This is a genomic window from Pedobacter sp. NJ-S-72 (assembly GCF_053890575.1).
In genome coordinates, this window is record NZ_CM132681.1 from 1841368 (window position 1) to 1861977 (window position 20610).

Annotated in this window: 24 protein-coding genes and 3 pseudogenes; 21 read left to right on the plus strand and 6 right to left on the minus strand. The window is 40.5% G+C overall.

What is annotated here, in order from left to right; translation table 11 throughout:
• Positions 1–463 precede the first annotated feature (463 nt).
• Positions 464–1459, plus strand: a complete 996-nt coding sequence (locus tag ACWYN3_RS12205) for a hypothetical protein (RefSeq protein WP_456221390.1) — start codon at positions 464–466, stop codon at positions 1457–1459.
• A 53-nt stretch (positions 1460–1512) separates the two neighbouring features.
• Positions 1513–1686 carry a hypothetical protein gene (locus ACWYN3_RS12210; RefSeq protein WP_456221391.1) on the plus strand — a complete coding sequence of 58 codons (174 nt, stop codon included), beginning with the start codon at positions 1513–1515 and terminating at the stop codon, positions 1684–1686.
• Here the strand turns inward: ACWYN3_RS12210 and ACWYN3_RS12215 are convergent.
• The 6 genes and pseudogenes from ACWYN3_RS12215 to ACWYN3_RS12240 all read right to left on the minus strand — a co-directional run bounded on the left by ACWYN3_RS12215 (position 1681) and on the right by ACWYN3_RS12240 (position 6463).
• On the minus strand, positions 1681–2367 hold the full coding sequence (locus ACWYN3_RS12215; protein ID WP_456222979.1) for a zinc-binding dehydrogenase: 687 nt from the start codon (positions 2365–2367) through the stop codon (positions 1681–1683). The genes ACWYN3_RS12210 and ACWYN3_RS12215 overlap by 6 nt on opposite strands.
• Positions 2368–2699, minus strand: a pseudogene (locus ACWYN3_RS12220) (alcohol dehydrogenase catalytic domain-containing protein); the annotation flags it as partial.
• Positions 2700–2720: 21 nt separating this feature from the next.
• Entirely contained in the window at positions 2721–3773 is a 1053-nt protein-coding gene (locus tag ACWYN3_RS12225; RefSeq protein ID WP_456221392.1) for an aldo/keto reductase, read from the minus strand.
• 9 nt (positions 3774–3782) lie between these two features.
• Positions 3783–4442 carry an alpha-L-fucosidase gene (locus ACWYN3_RS12230; RefSeq protein ID WP_456221393.1) on the minus strand — a complete coding sequence of 220 codons (660 nt, stop codon included), beginning with the start codon at positions 4440–4442 and terminating at the stop codon, positions 3783–3785.
• 37 nt (positions 4443–4479) lie between these two features.
• The gene (locus ACWYN3_RS12235; RefSeq protein ID WP_456221394.1) at positions 4480–5313 is read right to left on the minus strand and encodes an alpha-L-fucosidase; all 834 of its coding nucleotides are present in this window, start codon (positions 5311–5313) and stop codon (positions 4480–4482) included.
• Between the two features lie 346 nt (positions 5314–5659).
• On the minus strand, positions 5660–6463 hold the full coding sequence (locus ACWYN3_RS12240; protein WP_456221395.1) for an AraC family transcriptional regulator: 804 nt from the start codon (positions 6461–6463) through the stop codon (positions 5660–5662).
• 517 nt (positions 6464–6980) lie between these two features.
• Here ACWYN3_RS12240 and ACWYN3_RS12245 point away from each other — a divergent pair.
• The 19 genes and pseudogenes from ACWYN3_RS12245 to ACWYN3_RS12335 all read left to right on the plus strand — a co-directional run.
• Positions 6981–7061 (plus strand): annotated as a pseudogene (locus tag ACWYN3_RS12245) (hypothetical protein); the annotation flags it as partial.
• Between the two features lie 75 nt (positions 7062–7136).
• On the plus strand, positions 7137–7523 hold the full coding sequence (locus ACWYN3_RS12250) for a two-component regulator propeller domain-containing protein (RefSeq protein WP_456221396.1): 387 nt from the start codon (positions 7137–7139) through the stop codon (positions 7521–7523).
• A complete protein-coding gene (locus tag ACWYN3_RS12255) occupies positions 7481–8017 on the plus strand; it encodes a two-component regulator propeller domain-containing protein (protein ID WP_456221397.1) in 537 nt (178 codons plus the stop codon). Before ACWYN3_RS12250 ends, ACWYN3_RS12255 begins: the two co-directional genes overlap by 43 nt.
• Positions 7998–9038, plus strand: a complete 1041-nt coding sequence (locus tag ACWYN3_RS12260; RefSeq protein WP_456221398.1) for a ligand-binding sensor domain-containing protein — start codon at positions 7998–8000, stop codon at positions 9036–9038. The genes ACWYN3_RS12255 and ACWYN3_RS12260 overlap by 20 nt, the downstream gene beginning before the upstream one ends.
• A 32-nt stretch (positions 9039–9070) precedes the next feature.
• Entirely contained in the window at positions 9071–9523 is a 453-nt protein-coding gene (locus ACWYN3_RS12265) for a triple tyrosine motif-containing protein (RefSeq protein WP_456221399.1), read from the plus strand.
• A 130-nt stretch (positions 9524–9653) separates the two neighbouring features.
• On the plus strand, positions 9654–10109 hold the full coding sequence (locus ACWYN3_RS12270; protein ID WP_456221400.1) for a sensor histidine kinase: 456 nt from the start codon (positions 9654–9656) through the stop codon (positions 10107–10109).
• Entirely contained in the window at positions 10033–11079 is a 1047-nt protein-coding gene (locus ACWYN3_RS12275) for a response regulator (protein ID WP_456221401.1), read from the plus strand. The genes ACWYN3_RS12270 and ACWYN3_RS12275 overlap by 77 nt, the downstream gene beginning before the upstream one ends.
• Before the next feature lie 440 nt (positions 11080–11519).
• Positions 11520–13550 (plus strand): SusC/RagA family TonB-linked outer membrane protein, encoded by a 2031-nt coding sequence (locus tag ACWYN3_RS12280; RefSeq protein WP_456221402.1) that lies wholly within the window; start codon positions 11520–11522, stop codon positions 13548–13550.
• Between the two features lie 35 nt (positions 13551–13585).
• Positions 13586–13786: pseudogene (locus tag ACWYN3_RS12285) on the plus strand (hypothetical protein); the annotation flags it as partial.
• A 66-nt stretch (positions 13787–13852) separates the two neighbouring features.
• On the plus strand, positions 13853–14038 hold the full coding sequence (locus tag ACWYN3_RS12290) for a hypothetical protein (protein WP_456221403.1): 186 nt from the start codon (positions 13853–13855) through the stop codon (positions 14036–14038).
• Positions 14039–14253: 215 nt separating this feature from the next.
• Positions 14254–14481, plus strand: coding sequence for a hypothetical protein (locus tag ACWYN3_RS12295; RefSeq protein ID WP_456221404.1), 228 nt, complete (start codon positions 14254–14256; stop codon positions 14479–14481).
• Positions 14482–14492: 11 nt separating this feature from the next.
• Positions 14493–15068 (plus strand): RagB/SusD family nutrient uptake outer membrane protein, encoded by a 576-nt coding sequence (locus ACWYN3_RS12300; RefSeq protein WP_456221405.1) that lies wholly within the window; start codon positions 14493–14495, stop codon positions 15066–15068.
• A 62-nt stretch (positions 15069–15130) separates the two neighbouring features.
• Positions 15131–15604, plus strand: a complete 474-nt coding sequence (locus ACWYN3_RS12305) for a hypothetical protein (RefSeq protein ID WP_456221406.1) — start codon at positions 15131–15133, stop codon at positions 15602–15604.
• Positions 15565–16044 (plus strand): RagB/SusD family nutrient uptake outer membrane protein, encoded by a 480-nt coding sequence (locus tag ACWYN3_RS12310; RefSeq protein WP_456222980.1) that lies wholly within the window; start codon positions 15565–15567, stop codon positions 16042–16044. Before ACWYN3_RS12305 ends, ACWYN3_RS12310 begins: the two co-directional genes overlap by 40 nt.
• The gene (locus ACWYN3_RS12315; RefSeq protein WP_456221407.1) at positions 16041–16196 is read left to right on the plus strand and encodes a RagB/SusD family nutrient uptake outer membrane protein; all 156 of its coding nucleotides are present in this window, start codon (positions 16041–16043) and stop codon (positions 16194–16196) included. The genes ACWYN3_RS12310 and ACWYN3_RS12315 overlap by 4 nt, the downstream gene beginning before the upstream one ends.
• A gap of 10 nt (positions 16197–16206) precedes the next feature.
• The gene (locus ACWYN3_RS12320; RefSeq protein ID WP_456221408.1) at positions 16207–18039 is read left to right on the plus strand and encodes a glycoside hydrolase family 2 TIM barrel-domain containing protein; all 1833 of its coding nucleotides are present in this window, start codon (positions 16207–16209) and stop codon (positions 18037–18039) included.
• Positions 18040–18064: 25 nt separating this feature from the next.
• Complete coding sequence (locus tag ACWYN3_RS12325; protein WP_456221409.1) at positions 18065–18562, plus strand: DUF4982 domain-containing protein; 498 nt, start codon at positions 18065–18067, stop codon at positions 18560–18562.
• A gap of 70 nt (positions 18563–18632) precedes the next feature.
• Positions 18633–19052: a glycoside hydrolase family 97 N-terminal domain-containing protein gene (locus ACWYN3_RS12330; protein ID WP_456221410.1), complete on the plus strand. Its 420-nt coding sequence runs from the start codon at positions 18633–18635 to the stop codon at positions 19050–19052.
• A 5-nt stretch (positions 19053–19057) separates the two neighbouring features.
• Positions 19058–20569: a glycoside hydrolase family 97 catalytic domain-containing protein gene (locus tag ACWYN3_RS12335; protein ID WP_456222981.1), complete on the plus strand. Its 1512-nt coding sequence runs from the start codon at positions 19058–19060 to the stop codon at positions 20567–20569.
• The last annotated feature ends 41 nt before the right edge of the window (positions 20570–20610 follow it).

Here is a 20610-nt window from a genome sequence, read left to right on the forward strand (position 1 = left end):
TCACAGCCGAAAATAGTTGGATAACCAATCTCTCCAGCTTTTATGCTCAGCAAGCTGGAAGTGTATATATAGAAGCAATAGAACCCTCTATCATTCTTCAAATTAAACACGCAGACTTAATCCATCTATATAGCAACTACCCAAAGTTTAACAGTAGTTTCCGAATTATTATTGAGCGCAAATATATTGAACTGCAAAACCGCGTATTGCAAAACATTAGCACAACAGCGAATGAACGCTATTTGTATTTCTTACAGCAATACCCTGATCTGGCTAACCGCTTACCCAGTACACAGATCGCCTCATACCTCGGTATAACTTCAGAATTCTTAAGCAAAATTAGAAAAGACTTGACTCAAAAACGCTGATTTCTTAAACTATCTTAAAGGTATTTCTTAAGATAGTTCATTGGTCGATAATTTCCCGAAAGCGGACATTTACGAAGTAATTAAACGCAAAAAAAATGGAAAATCTAATGAAAGCGATTGTACTATCGGAACAGACTTTGAAAGTGCAAAACGTAAAGAAACCACAAGAAACACAGGCAGACCATTTGATCATTAAAATGGATTGCTCCGCTATTAATAGCGGAGATAAGTTCTTTTTAAAATATCCATCTCCCCCTGGTGCCGTACAAAGTCTTTACGATATTAAAGGCGTATCAGGTGTTGGTAAAGTGATACAAATTGGCGAAGGAGTGCCGCTAGAGTATTTAGGAAAGAGCGTGACTATATACAGAAACTTAAGATACAGTGAAAGCGCGATTGGCACCTGGTGCGAATATTCGCACGTACACTTTCTGGACTGTGCAATACTTCCTGATGGTGTCAATCCTGAAGACTATTCTGGTTCCATGGTCAACATCATTACCCCATTTGCATTCTATAAAGAAATTTTAGACCAGGGACATCAAGGTATAATCAGTACTGCGGGTAACTCAGCGACCGGAATTGCACTACTAGGTATTTGCTTAACGTATAATTTCCCTTTGATCTCTATTGTCAGAAATGCAGAAAGCAAGAAGCAGTTAGAAGAACTTGGCGCCAAGAATATAGTTGTTCAAAGTGAGCAACATTTCGGCCTGCAACTAAAAAAAATGGCACAAGAACTAGAAACAACTGCAATTTTTGATGGCGTTGGAGGAGAAATATTAAATCAAATAATAGATATGCTCCCCAATGATTCAGTAATCTATTCTTACGGCTATCTTGGTGATCAAATTCCTTTAACAATTCAAACAAGTACGCTAAGTCTTAAAAACCTGATTATAAAACCATTTTCCAACTTAAAAACAAATACTGTACAGAATCCTCAGAACTTAGAAAAAGCATTGAAAGAAATAGCCGGACTTATTCATATGCCTCATTTCAAAACAAAAACAGGAAAGAGGTTTAAATTAGAGGAAATTAATGATGCACTATTTTTTAATAGCGGAAAAGCTATTTTGTATCACTCTTAATCATCATTTTAATAAAAAAATATCCCCTGTAAACATATATTGACCCCAAAAAATTGGACGAGGCTGCTTCACTCCCATTAGTTGCCTTAACAGCATGGCAGGCTCTTGTAGAACGTGGCGCATTAAAGAAAGGACAAAAGTCTTTATCCAAGCGGGTTCTGGTGGCGCTGGGGCTTCAAAAAGACACTTTAAAAATTAGACATTTTACCAACAGATGGATATTATAATTCAACCATTGCTTTTATTACCGCATTAGCAGGATTTAACAAGCCAGAAAATTCAGTAGCTACCTCGTCAAATTTAATCCGGTGGGTAATATAGGTTTGCGGATTGATCCACCCCTGCTTCATGGCTTGTTTCACCTGTTCGAAATCTTCGCGAGTGGCGTTACGGCTACTCATTAAGGTAGCCTCCCGTTTATGAAACTCAGGGTGACTAACTACCAGGTCTCCTTTTTGAAGACCGACCAACACGTATCTGCCTCCATGCGCCATATAACTAAAGCCATTATTTATGGCCTTCTCATTCCCAGTGGCATCAATAACTACAGCTGGCATTTCGCCATTAGTGATCTCTTTCAAACGGACAGTTATATCTTCCATTTGTACATTAATGGTAAAATCAACCTTTAATTTATTTGTACAAAACGTTAAGCGCTGATCGTTCATATCAGCTGCAATAACTTTAGCACCGGCTATACGTGCAAACTCCATAATACCCAAACCTATTGGACCAGCTCCTACCACCAGCACATATTCACCTTTGGCAATGTTAGCAAGTCGTACCCCATGCGCGCCTATGGCCAATGGCTCAATCAGCGCCAGTTCATCATAATTTAAACCCTCTCCATGTACCAGTAAGTTGGCCGGCACCTGTAAATATTCAGCCATTCCACCATCAATATGCACACCGCAAACCTGTATACTGACACAGCAATTAGGCTTACCCGACCGGCAGGCAATGCAATGACCGCAGTTAAAATAAGGAATAAAGGTTACCGCCTCTCCTTTTTCAAATCCTTCGCTTCGCTGCCGCCAGTATCAACTAATTCTCCGGCAAGTTCGTGCCCTAAAATACGCGGGTAACTAAAAAACGGTTGCGTACCTTCAAAAGCATGTAAATCTGTGCCGCATATACCTAATCTTTTAATTTTTATCAGGGCATTGCCTGGTCGTAGATGAGGTATATCAGCTGTGCCATATTCGAATCGCCCAGGCTCAACACATGTTAAAATCTTCATTTGTTATTATAGTTAATTTACTCATTTTTGGATTACGTTTTTATAATGCCGATTTATAATTAATGGCAAATATTCAGGGCTGATTAAACCCTCGCTCCTCAGTTTTTCCCAAAACTGCATAGGGATTTGTGCGTCGGCCATAGCCACATTATTTTTTACCCGGCCGGGATTTGTGGTGTTTAACGCTATGCTGCTTACACCTGGGGCACTTAAGCCAAATATAACACAGGCGACGGCAGGTTTAATATCAAAATCGACACAGATCGCATTAAACTGGTGACGCCAGGAAAATAGCGTTGCACCTTCGCTAGTTTGCGGATCAATTAGCTGGTAATTATAATAATCGCCACCTGTTAAAAAGCCGGCATTAAATACCGCCGAGTTAATGATAGATACTCCCCTGTTTTCCAATTGCTTCATAAATGTTAACAAGGGGAGCGGGTGGCTATGGATGGTCATGCTGTTGGCAATCATCACCCAATCTAAATCCACATCGGCTGCTATTTTCTGGATTACCTTCCAATCCTTTGCGCCGACGCCAATGCCTTTCACTTCCCCTTTTTGTTTTAAATCAGCGAGCGCACGGTAGGCGCTCAGTATATCCTGATAACGTTTACCGCGATCTGCCTCATCAATGGCAGCTAACAGGTATTCATCCGGATCATGTACTGATACCAGCGATGCGGCATAACCATTTAATAACTCATTTCCCTGGTGATAACACTCTAAAATACCATCATAACTGATATTTTGTACAGCATCGTACTTAAGCCCTTTCCATACGCCAGGTTCAAAAGTAGGTTCATCGGTTGTCAATTCAGTACGCATCCACCCCAGCTTGTTGCTTATTAATACGTCTTCAGCAGCAACATCCGTCAATTTTAAAAATCTACCTAATGACTCCAAAGCCAGACCCGCCCCATATTTCCCGGCTGAATCAAACACGGTAGGTTTATGCGAATAAACTACACTTTCCTTTACAATGGCTTGCTTAACCGTATCATCTAACTCAACATACAAATTGCCTAAACCGCTGGTACCAAATATCACGTCAGGTAAACTGATACCTTTCATAAAAATCTATTATTTTAATTCTATTTTAAAACTCATTACTTTCCAGGCAGGTATAACTGACGGTTTGGTGATAACCAGTGCATCATCTTCCTGCTTCCATTTTAGTTTTTCATTGCTGCCTAAAAGTTTAATAACAGCTATCTTTTTGTCATTCAGTTTTGAACTTTTCCCCAATGATGTGATACGGATATCACTGGCCGGTGTATTCATACAAAAAAATGCGTAGAGATTATTACCTTTTGTAGTAAAACGAATATCTGTTGCTTGATAAGCCTGGGCGTCGCTCAAACCACCAAACTGGCCTTTTGCCTGATTGGTTTTAATAGTTGAAGGACCTTCCCCATAAACTTTCCATGGGCGTGTGCCATATATACCCTCACCATTTACAGGCATCCAGGTTGCAATTTGCTCGATGATAGTAAGTACATCAGGCTCAAGGTCGCCTTCCGGAGTTTGTACTACATTAATCAGCAGGTTGCCATTTTTACTTACGATATCAATCAGCATTTGTATAACCTCGGTCCCGCTGCGGTATTTCTGACCGGTTTTATAATACCAATCACCTATTGATGTATCCGTTTGCCATGGGTACGGATTGATAGAATCCAGTACACCCCGTTCCACATCCTGCGCCCATTTACCTTCAGATGCTTCTTTGCAGTTATACACCGCCGTAGGCTGGCCGCCGGTATAAGCGATGTTCCCATTATAAAAAATTATTAGCCAGCATGCTGCGGCCTACTTCATCAAATGGTAATTTGCTATCAGAATAAAGCAAATCGGGATGGTAGGTATCCACCAGTTCTTTCACATCGGCATACCACTCTTTCATCCACGCTGGATTGGTGGTTAACCAATCGTTATCGCCAGGGGCAGCTTTAGTATGATACAGATCGGCATATTGCGGGTCGTTACCATCATATGGCACCTCTTTATACTGACCCGCAGTATCGGCTTTGTGCGCAGACTGATACCAGGTGTAGCTGGCCGCCAAGTGCTCGGATACACCAAATTTAAGACCTTCCTTTTTGGCAGCTTTTTGCCAAAGACCAACCACATCTTTATGCGGACCCATATTTACGGCATTCCAGCGGTGAATTTTGGAATTCCAAAGAAAAAAGTTATCATGATGGCTACCCATACTGACAAAGTATTTGGCTCCTGCCCTCTTATAAAGCGCCATCAGTTTTTCAGGATCCCACTTTTCTGCCTTCCATAACGGGATAATAATATCTTTATATCCAAATCTTGATGGCGTACCATAATGAGCCACATGGTACTTATTTTGCTGACTGCCTTCCACATACATGTTTTTTGCATACCAATCACCTTGCCGCGGAACAGCCTGTGGACCCCAATGTGCCCAGATACCAAACTTGGCATCCCTAAACCATTCAGGATACTTATACTCCTTTAACGATTCGTCTGTTGGCGTAAACGGACCTTTGTTAATAGATAATTGCTGAGCTTCACCTTGTACATTCAGCAGTAAACCAATGGCTACTGTAATGGTTAACGTGCTTAGTATTTTAAATTTCATATTACGGGTATTTATAGAGAAAAAATAATAATCCAGCTAGAATTCCCTGTACAGTGTTTAACGTGAACCATTGTTTTAAATGTGGAATAAGAATTGGATCATCTGTTTCTTCATTAGCAGGAATCAATTAAATTGGTAATCCAAAGTAAGTTGATTCCTGCTATTTCTAAAAACATAATTATATCTGATGGTTAAGGAATATTATCATACATTTAAACAAAAACACACATTGATGAATAATTCTGAAATTACGCGTACAGGTGTATCTCCTAACAGAAGGTGATGTCTGGTCGTCATAAGTTGATGTCATTAAAAGCAGAATAGAGTAAATGAAATTTGTGCGACTCTATTTATTATATTCCTTTTGATAATCCTGAGGTGTTTTTCCGGTCATACGTTTAAAGTTGTTGTGGAAACAGGAAAAATTATTAAAACCGCTATCATAACATATTTGTTTAACGCTTGATTGATTAGCAATTAATTGCTTACAGGCAAAACTAATACGAATTTCTGTTACAAAACTTAAATACGTTTTACCAGTATGGTATTTAAAATAACGGCAAAACGAACTAGGTGTCATGTCTGCTATACTGGCAACCTCTTCTAACATTATCTTTCTTTGGAAGTTACTGAACGTGTGGCTATAAATAGTCGTCATTCTTTTATTTTCTGCTTTCGGAAAGTCATATTTAAATCCTAATGATGCTAATACCGACACCTCTTCCAGCCCAGAAAACTCAGATAAGCAGGTAATTAACTTCATAATCCTGTTTAATCCGTTAGCCTGGTATATTTCCTCTATTAGTTTACCAATATTATTATTTGCCGATGCCTTGATCAGGAGTCCACGTTTTGCTTTTTCCAATAGTATTTTTAAATGCTTGGTTTCTGGCAAATACAAAAAGCGCTCTCCTATAAAGTTTTCGTGGAAATGGATAACCGTAGAATAAGACACCTGGCTAGCCGATTCATTCAAATTGCCATCATCATACTTCCAAAAATGCGGTAAATTACTGCCGATAAGTACAATGTCTCCCGGATCAAATTGGGTAATATGATCACCCACAAACTGGGTACCTGATCCTTTATGAAAATGAATCAGCTCAACCTCGGGATGACAATGCCAGCGTTTATTAATATTAGGAGCCATATCCTTACGCACACTAAAAGAGTGTTCGGTCCGTAAGGTATTTTAAGGATCTGAGGTTTCATTATATTCCTAAAGTTATCAATTACTAAAACATTAAGATAAAAAAAATAGATCCTCTTTTCAGAAGATTCCATCAAAAGCTCATAATTACGACATAGCCCGCTGTCACCCGCACAAGTTTCCGGAGTTTTTCCAGTTACCAATTATAATGATAGCTGATCTGCGCATTTTTTGTAATACTAATAAACCAGTTGCCTAATAATGACCTCTCTGCATAGTTCGCAAACTACGAGTACGGTTTCTTTCATCAGATTATAAAGTTCTTTTTATAAATTGCCTTTGCGTTTCTCTTAAATCAGCTTGAAACACAACAATTTTTTTTTTTTTTATTTTATCTGTTTTTAAATAAGTTCTTACAATAAATCATTATTTGAAATGAAGAAATTCTACTTACTATTTTTCTTTCTTCTTTCTTTGACAGCAACAGCGCAATTCCCCTCGGGCAGGATTCTTAACTATACACGTAAAGAGGGTCTTTCTTTCTTACGGTACGATCAACAGTATTTTACAGGATAACAAAGGTTTTATCTGGTTCGCTACGGGTGATGGATTAAATCGTTTTGATGGCATCAACTTTAACATCTTTAAACACCAGTCAGATAATCAGTTCAGCTTGCCTGGAAACTATGTGCAAAAGATATTTAAGGATTCCAGGGGCGAATTCTGGGTATCATCCAGAAAGGGGCTTTACCGTTTTAACCCAAAAACTGAAAACTTCACCAATTATCCATTAATTGCCCATTCAAAAAAAGTAGACGTAAGCCATATTACTGAAAACAAATATCATAATTTTTGGGTGTCCACTAGCGGAAATGGTTTTTTTTACCTGGACAGAAAGGTGGGAAAAATAGTTAATTATACGATGAAGACCCTGAATGGACTAAGCAGTAACAGCATTCTGAAGATTTATGAAGATGCCTATGGCCTGCTCTGGGTAGGTACAATGGATGCAGGTGTATGTGTATTTCGGGTAAGCATGGATTGGTTACGGAAAAATTGAACCTTGGTAGGGATCTAACCAACACTAACCGTGTAAATTCAATTTACCAGGATCGTATGAAGAATATCTGGATAGCTACCTCTGGTGGTTTATTACTATACGAAAGGCGTACAGATAAAGTATATAACCTTCAAGGGAGCAATTACGGATTAAGAAGTAATGTATTTCTTTCTGTCATTCAGGATAACCAGCACCAACTATTTGTTGGTTTGCAGGATGGTGGTTTGTATAAGGCAGATTTGAGCCATCTCGACCAAAGTAAGCCTACGGCTATCATTTTTGAACAGTTGAAGTATGAGAATGGCTTCAACATCATACCCAGGTCAGTACCTGAACTATTCCTTGATAAAGAGGAGAACCTATGGGTAGGAACTTATGGTGATGGCGTTTTTATGCTGAGCCGAACGCCCGATAAATTCAAGGCCTTTCACAAAAAGCTGAAAGATAATGATGGTGAGAATTATGTCCGCTATTATGGAATGTGTGTGTACTGACCATGAGGGCTATCTTTGGCTGGGTACTGATGGAGATGGGATTTATAAAACTACCACAGGCGGTAAAGTCATCAAACATTACCTTGCAGACGGCAAACCGAATAGTATTAAGGATAATGCGATTCTATACGTTTACCGGGACAGCAGAAACAATCTCTGGTTTGGTACCTATAGCAAGGGATTGTTTAAGTATGACCAGAAATCGGATTCCTTTATTAACTATCAGCACGAGGCCAAAACAGCAAGTACACTAGGCAGCAACGACGTTAGGGTAATTCATGAAGATGCACAGCATCATATTTGGGTAGGTACTAATGGCGGTGGACTGAGTATGTTTGATCCCCAGAGCAGGAAGTTTACCAATTATGATGGCAGGAACAGTAATATTCCATCTAATGATGTGAGGTCGTTACAGCATGATGATAAAGGAAATATCTGGGTGGGTACTTATGGAGGTGGACTATCATACTTTAAATTAAGTGAGCGCAAGTTTTATCCTTTCCTGAAAACGAAGAAATCGTCCGTAGATTTATCAAGTGATATTATTTTCTCGCTTTTTCTGGATAAGCAGAAACAATTGTGGATAGCTACCGAAGGAAAGGGGCTAATCGTATACAACACTATACAGCAATCAACCTTAAGCTTCAATGAAAGAAATGGCCTGGCTAATAATACGGTATTCGCAATTCAGGAAGAAGCACCCGGTAAGATATGGGTTAGTACAAATGAGGGACTTTCTAAGATAGAGCTCCAGCCCCACCGGGTATATAACTACAGCGGGAAGGATGGTCTGCAGGAAGGACAGTTCAATCCTGGGTCAGCTTCTTCAAGTAACAATGGTGAACTTATCTTCTTTGGAGGTACAGAAGGTTGGAACTCTTTTTATCCAAAAGAGATCAGACAAAGTAACTCCAGACCAGAAATAAAGATTACCGGCTTACAGCTTTACGGCAATAAAAAAGATGAAAAGGATAATACCAGAAATATCAGTGAATCAGTGAATCCAGTCATATCGTATTAGAAGCCGATCAATCTGTTTTTTCTATCCAGTATATGGCATTGAACTATGCCTATCCACGGTCAGGACAATTCGCCTACCAGTTAGAGGGGCTGGATAAAGAATGGAATTATGTGAAACATCAAAAATCTGCTACCTACAGGTATTTGCCGTCCGGGCACTATACGTTTAAAGTGAAAGCTACCAATCAGGATGGTGTATGGCAGAACCGATATGCAAGCATTCATATCCAGGTATTACCACCATGGTATAAAACCTGGTGGGCATATACGCTCTATCTCATAGCAGCCGGAGGATTGGTTTATCTGCTGATTCGTTATAAGGAAAATCAGAACCAGTTAAAATACAAAATCAGGATAACCGCTATTGAAGCTCAAAAAGAAAAAGAATTGCATGAAAATAAACTTTCCTTCTTCACCAATATATCACACGAGTTCCGCACACCGTTAACCTTAATCATTAACCCAGTAAGAGAGATTCTTAATTAATGATAAAGAACAAGAGAAAGACCTGAGCAATCTGAATACGGTATACCGCAATGCAAGGCGACTACTAAGTCTGGTAGACCAACTGCTGCTATTTAGCAAGGCAGAGACAAAGGCCGATAAACTCAAAGTTGTGGAACTTAATCTCTATAATCTTTGTGAGGAGGTATTTTTATGTTTCACTTACCAGGCAACGAAAAAAAACATTAATTATACATTCAGTAGTATAGCAAAAGATCTAACAGTTTATGGCGACCGGGAAAAGATTGAAATTGCACTCTTTAACCTGATTTCAAATGCGATAAGACATACGCCTGAAGCTGGCAAAGTAACTTTGAGTTTAACTGAACATGAAGAAAAGGTGAGCATATTGGTGGCTGATACCGGAAGCGGTATTGCAGAAAGTACTGGCGATAAGATTTTCGAACGCTTTTATAAGGTGCAAAATAATCAAAACTATACTAATGGAGGCTTTGGCATTGGACTTTTGGACTTTACCTGGAAAAAGTTACGTGGAGAGCCATCAGGGTACAGTAAATTACCAAAGTATAGTCGGGATTGGAACTTCCTTCGAACTAACTTTACATAAGGGCAAAGTACATTTTAAAGATAACCTGATCTTTGACGATCAGCTGGAAAGCTCTGCCATTCTGGAAGAACTGACAGAAGGGGCAGAAGAACAGGTATTCAAAAATGAGGCACCACCCATCCCCAATCGCTTACAGGAGGATATTTCTTCCGAGCAGAAAACGATACTAATAATTGATGATAACAAACAGATCAGAGATTATATCAGGCAGATCTTTGAATCTAAATTCCAGCTACTAGAAGCAGAAAGCGGTGACCAGGGCCTGCATATGGTTACTCAGTATCTTCCCGATGTGGTGATTAGTGATGTGGTTATGCCAAATCTTAATGGGTTGGAACTTTGCAAACTTATCAAAGAAGACCCTTCGCTTAACCACATTCCAGTGGTTTTACTTACGGCCAGCACTTCTCCAGATATCAAATTAAAAGGAATAGGATATGGTGCAGACGATTACATCAGCAAACCTTTTGAAAAAGAGTTATTGATTGCCCGGATAGAAGGTTTATTAAAGATCCGTAACGACTTGCAGAAATATTTCTACAATGAAATTACCCTCAAATCTGGTAACCTGAAGATCTCTGCTGAATATAAAGAGTTTCTGGACCGGTGCATTGAAATTGTAGAGAAACATATGACGGATCCTAATTTCGGGATTCAGACCCTGGCAGAGGAAATCGGCATGAGCCGATCTAATCTATACATCAAAATTAAATTGATCTCAGGCCAGTCCGCTAATAGCTTTATCCGTTTCATCCGTTTGAGAAAAGCGGCAGAGATTTTTGTGAGTACAGCACTTACTGTACAGGAAACCACCTTTCAGGTGGGCATCAAAGATGCACGCTATTTCAGAGAACAGTTTTACAAGCTGTTTAACATGAACCCTTCCGACTATATCAAAAAATACCGGAAGACTTTTACCGGTAAATATTCTCTAAACAAATCGTTAATCAAAGCGAAAGAGCTTAAATAAACCAATTTCTGTTCAAATCTCCCTTTCTTTTTGGGAGTTTACCCCTCACGCCGTCAGCATAAATATATCGACTTTAGTCAAGTTCATAGTTGATGCTTTAGCTGCAATAGAACGAGCTTCTAAAATCGAAACCAAATATTAAACCAAGTATAGTATGAAAAAAAATCTACAAGACGTCCTGTCTGTGTATACATGAATATTGCTGAAAACAGAAATTAATTTGTCATGTATCAACTCAACTCCAAACATTATGTATTCTAAATATTCTCTTAAGAAGAGTATTCAATTTATAGCAAAGACATTTTTGCTCCTCGGTATTACCACTGCTGTATTTGCACAACAAGCAACTATTATCAAAGGGAGAGTAACAGATAGTCATAACCAACCTCTGCCAGGCATCAGTATCCGGTTAAAAAATACAACAACAGGTACCTCTACAGATGGAAAACGGAAATTTTCAGATCGGCATCACCAGTTCCAATTCAATCTTGCAGTTTACTGCTGTAGGATATACCACACAGGAGATTTCTGCTTCTGGTAAAACAGTAGTCAACATATCGCTGACAAGCGATGACCGCAATTTAAATGAAGTACTGGTAGTTGGTTACGGTACCCAGAAAAAAAAAGAAACAGTTACAGGTTCCATTTCTCAGGTTAAAGGATCCGATTTGGTAAAGAGCCCGCAACCCAACTTATCTAACGCTTTGGCCGGAAGATTTTCTGGTGTGATCATCAACAACAGAGGAGGTGAACCGGGTTATGATGGTTCCAATATCACTATCCGCGGGCAGGCTACTACAGGAAGCAATGCAGTACTGGTTGTTGTAGACGGTGTGCCTGGACAAACCGGTGGTCTGGAACGTCTTGACCCAAACGATATTGAAAGTGTATCAGTATTGAAAGACGCCTCTGCTGCTATCTATGGTAACCGCGCAGCGAACGGGGTAATTCTGGTAACTACTAAAAAAGGTAAGACGGGGAAACCTGCCATTAACTACAGTTTTAACCAGGGTTTCGCTTCCCCAACCCGCCTGCCCCATCTGGCAGATGCAGCTACTTACGCGCAGATCATGAACGAGATCAACTACGATTCCAATCCTAATGGTGGTCTTAATCAAGCCTATACCGATGCACAACTACAGAAATTCAGGGATGGTTCTGACCCTTTATTGTATCCGAATACCAACTGGGCAAAAACCGTATTGAAAGATGTCACTCTGCAAAGTCAGCATAGTTTATCAGTCAATGGTGGTACAGAAGATATTAAATATTACCTATCCCTGGGCATGATTAACCAGGATGGTTTATACAAAAATGGCGTAACTGACTATAAACAATATAATTTTAGAACAAACATCGATGCCAGTATCACTAAACGACTAAAAGTTGGCTTATCCATTTCAGGAAGAGAAGAAGACCGTAACTTTCCGATCACAGGAAGAGAAAAAGATCTTGATTTTCCAATGACAGGATCAGGTGATATATTCAGATCGATTTACCGTTCTAAGCCAATTGTTTCGGCCTATTATCCAAATGGATTGCCAACAACAGGAATTGAAAATTCAAACCCTGCTGTACAGGTTACTGATCTTGGGGGAACGGTAAAAAATCCTACACAGGTATTAAATGCAATTCTGAGAGGAAGTTATCAAATACCAGGTGTAGAGGGTTTATCTCTCGACGGATTCTTATCCGCAGATAAGTCAAATACCTTCTCCAAGAATTTCAATAAGCCTTATACATTATATACCTATAGCTCTGCAACGGGAACTTATACCCCAACTACAGTGGGCGGTAACAATAATAAGGCATCACTATTTGAATCTCAAAAAAGGGAATCGCTCATTACTTCTAACGTCAAATTAAACTATACCCATCGTTTTGGTGCAAATGCTATCAATGCATTTATAGGTTATGAGCAGAGTAAAAACAATCTGGAGTATTTTAATGCGCAACGTTTCAACTATCTGTCAATACAAACACCTGAATTATCACAAGGAGGAACTTCCGCAACAGACTATCTTAATTCGGGATATAGCGCTAACTATACCCGCAGGAGTGTGATTAGCAGACTGGCCTATACTTATGATGATAAATATCTGTTTGAAGGTCAGCTGCGCCGTGATGGATCTTCTATTTTTGCTCCAGGCCATCAGTGGGGTAATTTCCCATCAGTATCTGCAGGATGGCGCATTAACAAAGAGAAATGGTTTAGTGACAGGGTAAAATTCTTTGATGAATTAAAGCTGAGAGCATCTTATGGATCACTAGGTAATGATAATGTGAACGGTTTCCAGTACTATGATAACTATACATTGGTAGGTAATGGATTTGTCGCTATGTCACCAGGTGGCATACCAACCATTCAACCAGGCGTAGCCCTATCTAAACTGGCCAACCCATCCATTACCTGGGAGGTATCAAAGAAACTCGACATTGGTATTAAGCCTTTCTTAAGCATTTTACTTTAGAGGCGATTTATTTCAAACAAAAAAGATCTGATATCCTGGCTACCCGTAACGCTTCACTGCCCGCAACTTCGGGAATCGTAAACCCTTATGGAACAGATCCACTGGTACCTTCAGAAAACATTGGTAAGGTAAACAGTGAAGGGTTTGAAGCATCTTTAGGATACAACCAGTCGGACGGCGAATTTAAATGGGGTGTAGCAGGTAACTTCACTTATGCAAAAAGCAAAATCATATTCATAGACGAAGCAGCTGGTACTTTAGATTATCAGAAACAAACAGGCAGACCGCTAAACAGTTATCTCTTGTATAATAGCGTCGGTATTTTCCGGACACAGACAGATCTGGATAACTATCCTCATGTTTCCGGAACAAAAATCGGTGATCTGATCTACAAAGATATTAATGGTGACGGGGTAATCAATGCAGATGATATGACCCGGACTAAATATGGTAATATCCCTCAGATTTACTTATGGTCTGAAACTTAAATGCATCCTATAAAAACTTCGACCTGTCGGTATTATTTGCAGGGCAGGCACTGGTAAGTCAATATGTACTGCCAGAATCTGGCAGTGTAGGAAATTTTTACAGCAGCTGGGCAGACAACAGGTTCAGTCCTACCAATCCAAATGGTACCTACCCGAGGGTTACAGAGCGGTCATCCAACGCCATTAGTGGCGGGGCCTACAAGAACACTTTCTGGTTGAATGACGCTTCTTTCCTCCGTCTTAAAAACGTAGAGCTTGCCTATAACCTGAAAAGTGAATTGCTGCAGAAGCTTAAGATCTCAGGCCTGAGGATATACCTGAGTGGATTCAACTTGTTTACCATTACCAAGGTTAAAGACTACGATCCCGAAGGAAACAATGAAAGCGGACAATTCTATCCTCAGCAAAGGATAATCAATTTAGGTGCAAACATTAAATTTTAATTCTTGTCAAGATGAAGTACAAATATAGCATACCAGTTTTCCTATTATTGGGAAGTGTACTGGCACTCAGTTCATGTAAGAAAGATTTTCTAGACCTGAAAGCAACAGACAGAATTCCTGCCAATACGCAGGAAACAGATACCGCAGTTTTTGAAGCTTACGTGACCAATGGTTATATTGGAACAAGACTGCAGGATAAAGAGGCTGACGGTACCAATCCCGGTTTTGGCCGTGGCTTTGAATACAGTATGTGGAGCTCGATCACTGATGAGTCTATTTACAACAATGATGATAACACCTGGCCAGTACAAAGAGGCCAGCTGGCACCAGAAAATCTGGGTGCACTCGGTGTATTATGGGGCAGAAGTTACCGTAGCATCCGAGAATGTAATTATGCACTGGGTGTATTAGCAAAGATAACAATGAGCACAGGTCATAAGACAAGACTGGAGGGTGAGATAAAATTTATCAGAGCTTTCCGGTATCTGGATCTGATCAGAAATTACGGAAAAGTAGTACTTATGGGCGATCAGGTACCTGGACTAAAAAGGACAATCTTCAGGATCCGGCTTTATACAAACGTGTAAGCATTAAGGAAAGTATAGATTATGCCGTAGCACAATTTGCTGATGCCGCTGCAAAATTACCATTGGATAACAGTGCCAGCTGGCAGCTGGGCAGGGCAACAAAAGGTGCAGCACTAGCATTGAAATCGAGATTGCAGCTTTATGCCGCCAGTCCTTTATACGATGGTGCCGGTACCTGGTCTCAAGCTGCTGCTGCCGCACAGGAGGTGATTGCGCTGAACAAGTATGGTATATACCAGGGAGGTTATGGGAATATGTTCCTGATCAATGAGAGTAATGAGGCCATTTTTGAGCGTATTTACACAAAAAATGCAAACCATGTGCACCTGGAAATCGCTAACGGTCCTAACGGATACGGTGGCTGGGCAGGAAACACACCTATGCAGAACCTGGTAGATGTATATGAGATGACCAATGGTTTACCTGCAAATGCATCCAATTCGCTTTATAATCCTACAAACCTTATGAAAACCGTGATCCACGTTTTACAGCGACCATTTTATATAATGGTGCGGCTTACAGGGAACGGAATGTAGAAACTTTTATACCAGGTGGTAAGGACAGCAGAGATGGTGATAGCAACTGGAATACAACTAAGACAGGTTATTATCTGAAGAAATTTATGAATGACGCTTACCCACTGCAAAATCCATGGGGTAATGCTGGGTTCCAGCCATGGATTTATATCCGGTATGCTGAGGTGCTGCTGAATTATGCGGAAGCAGTAAACGAAGCTTATGGCCCAGATGGGGCTGCACAAGGTGCAAATCTTACAGCTCGTCAGGCTATCAACCTGATCAGATCCAGAGCTGGTGTAAATATGCCTGGCGTGACAGCAGCAAGTCAAACAAGCATGCGTGATGCAATCAGACATGAGCGACAGATAGAGCTTGCTTTTGAAGAACACCGTTTTTATGATGTAAGGAGGTGGAAGATTGCAGACGTAACAGAAAACCTGCCCCCGCCAGAGGTATGATCATCACTAAAAATAGTGACGGCACCTTTACCTATACGCCTAAAATAGCCTTAGACGGACGTAAGTTTGAGACCAAACATTATTGGTTGCCTATTCCGCGTTCAGAAATACTCACTTCTAACAATCAGCTGGAACAGAATCCAGGATACTAAATAGATCAATATGAGAAATCTTTATTTGCCGTTCATCATTTTTGTTATGCTTTGTCCAGTCTTCTCGTCAGCTCAGGATGATGCTAGTGGATACCTTCTTTTTAACTCCGGATGGAAGTTCCATAAAGGAGAAATAGAAAATGGGGAAACAATTCAATTTAATGACCAGCAATGGCGAAATGTGAGTTTACCACATGACTGGAGTATTGAAGGGCCTTTCAGTTCAGAATGGGCTAGTAGTACAGGATATCTGCCAGGAGGTATTGGCTGGTATCGAAAAGCATTTAAGCTGTCACCACATCAGCAAGCTGGTAAGGTGTTTATCTATTTCGATGGCGTTTACAAGAACAGTGAAGTATGGATAAACGGACATTATCTGGGTAAAAGACCGAATGGCTATACACCTTTTCAGTATGATCTGAGCCCTTATCTGAACAAAACCGGAAACAACATAATTGCCGTTAAGGCGGATCATACCAAATATGCCGATTCAAGGTGGTATCCTGGCTCCGGGATATATCGTAACGTATACCTCATTATAAAAGAACAGGTTTATATTCCTACCTGGGGAGTTTCTTTTACCACACCAGAGGTAACTGTTGCACAAGCTTTGACTAAAGTTGAGGTAACACTACAGAACGACACGAAATCGACAGCAAACCTGGAGGTCAGAACAAATCTTGCCGATATTCAGGGGAAAGTAGTAGCAAGTATTAAGCAGCAAGTGTCGGTCAAAGCAGGTCAGAATGAGACTGCAAGTTTATCATTGCCGGTAAAGTTTCCTCGTCTATGGTCTGATGAAAACCCCGAACGTTATCGCCTTCAGGTATCAGTTTTTCCAGGAAAAAAAAAAATAGATGAGTATACAGAAAAGGTGGGTTTGAGAACGATAAAATTTGATGCCAATGAAGGCTTTTTCCTGAACGGGAAGAGCAAAAAACTCAAAGGTGTTTGTATTCACCATGATGCAGGTGCGCTTGGCGCCGCAGTCCCTAAAGAAGTATGGGCAAGAAGGCTGCGTATCCTGAAAGAGGTAGGTTGTAATGCTATAAGAATGAGTCATTATCCGCACCAGGATTATCTATATGAACTATGCGATGAGATGGGTTTTCTGGTGATGGATGAAGCGTTCGACGAATGGACCAGAGGAAAGAATAAATGGGTGGAAGGATGGAATGAGGGTACGCCCGTGAAAGACGGGTACCATGAGTATTTTGCCGAATGGGCAAACCGTGATCTGGCAGATATGGTAAAACGTAACCGCAACCATCCTTCTATCATTATGTGGAGTATTGGTAATGAGATTGACTATCCGAACGACCCTTATACCCATGAGGAGGTGCTAAACACTGGACGTAATCCTCAGATCTACGGTAAAGGTTATATAAAGGATAACCCGCCGGCAAGTGAAATGGCAATTATTGCCGCAAAACTGGTGAAAGTAATAAAACAAATTGATAAAACGAGACCAGTTACCGCTGCGCTGGCAGGTGTAGTCATGTCGAATATGACCGATTATCCAGGCTTACTCGATCTGGTGGGTTACAATTACCAGGAATATCGCTATGCGGAGGACCATAAGAAATACCCGGACAGAATTATCTATGGAAGTGAAAACGGCAAAGGAAAAAAAGAATGGCTTGCTGTAGATACAAGCAAGAATATCTTTGGTCAATTCCTTTGGACAGGTTTCGATTTTGTTGGAGAAGCAAGAAAATGGCCGGTGCGCAGTAGCAGTGCAGGACTGGCAAACATGGCTGGTTTCCCGAAGAATGACTATTTTGTAAGACAGTCACTGTGGTCTGCCAAACCAATGGCTTACCTGATGGTAGGTAATAAGTAGTGAAGAAAAAGGAGCCGACAAATTTATGTGGAATTCAGATTCTAAATGGAACTGGAAGGATGGTGAACAGGTTAAAGTTGGAGGTATTACCAATGCCGAAGAGGCTGAACTCTTCCTTAATGGAACTTCACTGGGCAAAAAAAGGGCCGATGAACCGGATTATCCAATGTGGGAACTTCCATATCAGTCAGGTACATTACAACTGAAAGCCTATAACAAAGAGAAAGAGGTAGCCAGCTACACTTTATCGACAACTGGTGAGGCAATGCAGATCAGTGCATCGGCAGATAAAAAAGAATTTAATAAAGCTAAAAAGGAAGTGTCACATATAGAAATTGTACTGAAGGATGATAAGGGCAACCTGGTCTATGATTCAGTCAATAAAATAAATGTTAAAATAGAAGGACCTGCAAGGCTTTTAGGTCTGGAAAGCGGTCGCACTGACAGTGATGAAAGTTATCAGGCTGCAAGCCGAAAAGTATACCATGGTAAACTACGCCCTACATACAGTCGGATGCAATAGAAGGTACCATCAGTATTACTTTTAGCAGTCCTAATTTAAAATCTCAAACAGTTATATACCAATCCAGATAATGAATAAATATAGCTTTCTTCTGTTTATTTCAGTTCTATGCCCTGCCCTCCTATCAGCGCAAAACATCATCAGTCCAGATAAAAAAATTCGTGTCGAACTCGTTATCACCTCTGGCCGGCCTGTATACAGCATTTATGTTAACAACCAGTCTGTGCTCCAAAAATCTGCAATGGGCGTAGACATCAATGGCTTTTCTTTTCATGACGGGATAAAAATAGCTAGTGTTTCACCTCTCAGTCTTATTGAGGATCATTACAGTACCCTCAATGCAAAGAAAAGCCAGATAATCTACAAAGCAAACAAACGTACTTTCACTCTTCTGGGTTCCCAAAAACAAAAAATTGGTATTACTTTCCAGGTATCCAATGACGGTGTAGCTTTTCGCTATGAGTTTACAGGAAAACACAAAATCAGCTGAGCACCATTAATAAAGAATACACCTCCTATCATTTCCCCGCAGATACAAAAGCCTGGTTACAGCCCAAAGCCCAGGCACAAACCGGATGGGAACATACCAACCCTTCTTATGAAGAAAATTATCAGCAGGAGATAAATATCGGTACTTCCTCTAAAACCGGCTGGGTTTATCCAGCCCTGTTCCGTTCAAAAGAGGTTTGGATGGCTATCACCGAGGCCGGGATGGATGGCAGATATTGCGGTACTATTTTAAAAAATGAGCAAGGAAGCTCTGAGTATCAAATTGATTTCCCCGACAAAAGGGAAATCTTTACTGGTAAAGGCTCTTTACCAGAATCAACAGGTTCCTGGGCCTCCCCCTGGAGAATCATTGCACTAGGCTCACTTAAAACGGTTATGGAATCCACATTAGGGACAGATCTGGCCATTCCTGCCATAAAATCCAAAGACAATTCTTTTATCAAACCGGGCCGTTCGTCCTCCTGGAGCTGGATCATGAGTAAAGATGATTCCATTATATACAGGGAACAGAAAAAATATATTGACTATGCTGCCACGATGAAATGGGAATATACTTTAATTGATGTAGACTGGGATACCAAAATTGGTTATGAGAAAATTGCTGAACTCAGCTCCTACGCTGCAAAAAAGAATGTTGGTTTAATACTTTGGTACAACTCTGCGGGAGATTGGAATACAGTAACTTATCATCCAAAAAACAAATTACTAACCCACCAAAACCGTGTCGAAGAATTCAGCCGGCTTCAAAAAATGGGCATCAAAGGCATTAAAGTAGATTTCTTCAACGGAGATGGACGTTCCATGATAGCTTACTACATAGAAATCCTGAAAGATGCAGCAGATTATAGGCTGCTGGTGAATTTCCACGGAGCAACACTACCAAGAGGATGGGCAAGGACCTACCCCAATCTAATGACAACAGAGGCGGTAAAGGGGTTTGAAATGATCACCTTTATGCAGGAAGCAGCTGACCAGGACCAGGAAGCTACACATGCAGCGATGCTACCTTTTACCCGCAACCTCTTCGATCCTATGGACTTCACGCCAATGAACCTGTATAAAATACCTACAAATGTGATCCGCAAAACTACGAGTGCCTTTGAACTTGCCACTAGCGTTCTGTTTCTTTCGGGCATCCAGCATTATGCAGAATCTCCCGAAGGTATGGCAAAAATACCTGAACAGGTCAGGACATTTTTAACAGAGCTCCCCTCTCATTGGGATGAAGTGAAGTTTATAGATGGGCTGCCTGGGAAATTTGTAGTCCTGGCCCGAAGAAGCGGTAATAAGTGGTATTTTGCAGGAATAAATGGTGAATCAACTCCAAAAAAAATCACGCTGGAACTATCCGGTCTAAAAATAGACAAAGCAAAATTGATTACCAGTGACATGACAGACCCACTAACTTTTAGTATCCGGCAAATTGACCCGCCCGCTCCTGAAAAAATTGAACTGGAGCTCAAAGGCAATGACGGATTTGTTCTGGTACTACAATAGATTCTCAGGCTCTTAAGTTAAGGATCAGAGAGATTGAAAAG

Coding starts and splice junctions, on each gene's coding strand:
- ACWYN3_RS12205 (WP_456221390.1), top strand. CDS start 464: ATGGAAAATCTAATGAAAGCGATTGTACTATCGGAACAGACTTTGAAA.
- ACWYN3_RS12225 (WP_456221392.1), bottom strand. CDS start 3,773: ATGAAAGGTATCAGTTTACCTGACGTGATATTTGGTACCAGCGGTTTA.
- ACWYN3_RS12235 (WP_456221394.1), bottom strand. CDS start 5,313: ATGAAATTTAAAATACTAAGCACGTTAACCATTACAGTAGCCATTGGT.
- ACWYN3_RS12240 (WP_456221395.1), bottom strand. CDS start 6,463: ATGGCTCCTAATATTAATAAACGCTGGCATTGTCATCCCGAGGTTGAG.
- ACWYN3_RS12255 (WP_456221397.1), top strand. CDS start 7,481: ATGTGTATTTCGGGTAAGCATGGATTGGTTACGGAAAAATTGAACCTT.
- ACWYN3_RS12260 (WP_456221398.1), top strand. CDS start 7,998: ATGGAATGTGTGTGTACTGACCATGAGGGCTATCTTTGGCTGGGTACT.
- ACWYN3_RS12265 (WP_456221399.1), top strand. CDS start 9,071: ATGGCATTGAACTATGCCTATCCACGGTCAGGACAATTCGCCTACCAG.
- ACWYN3_RS12280 (WP_456221402.1), top strand. CDS start 11,520: ATGGAAAACGGAAATTTTCAGATCGGCATCACCAGTTCCAATTCAATC.
- ACWYN3_RS12300 (WP_456221405.1), top strand. CDS start 14,493: ATGAAGTACAAATATAGCATACCAGTTTTCCTATTATTGGGAAGTGTA.
- ACWYN3_RS12315 (WP_456221407.1), top strand. CDS start 16,041: ATGATCATCACTAAAAATAGTGACGGCACCTTTACCTATACGCCTAAA.
- ACWYN3_RS12320 (WP_456221408.1), top strand. CDS start 16,207: ATGAGAAATCTTTATTTGCCGTTCATCATTTTTGTTATGCTTTGTCCA.
- ACWYN3_RS12325 (WP_456221409.1), top strand. CDS start 18,065: ATGTGGAATTCAGATTCTAAATGGAACTGGAAGGATGGTGAACAGGTT.
- ACWYN3_RS12330 (WP_456221410.1), top strand. CDS start 18,633: ATGAATAAATATAGCTTTCTTCTGTTTATTTCAGTTCTATGCCCTGCC.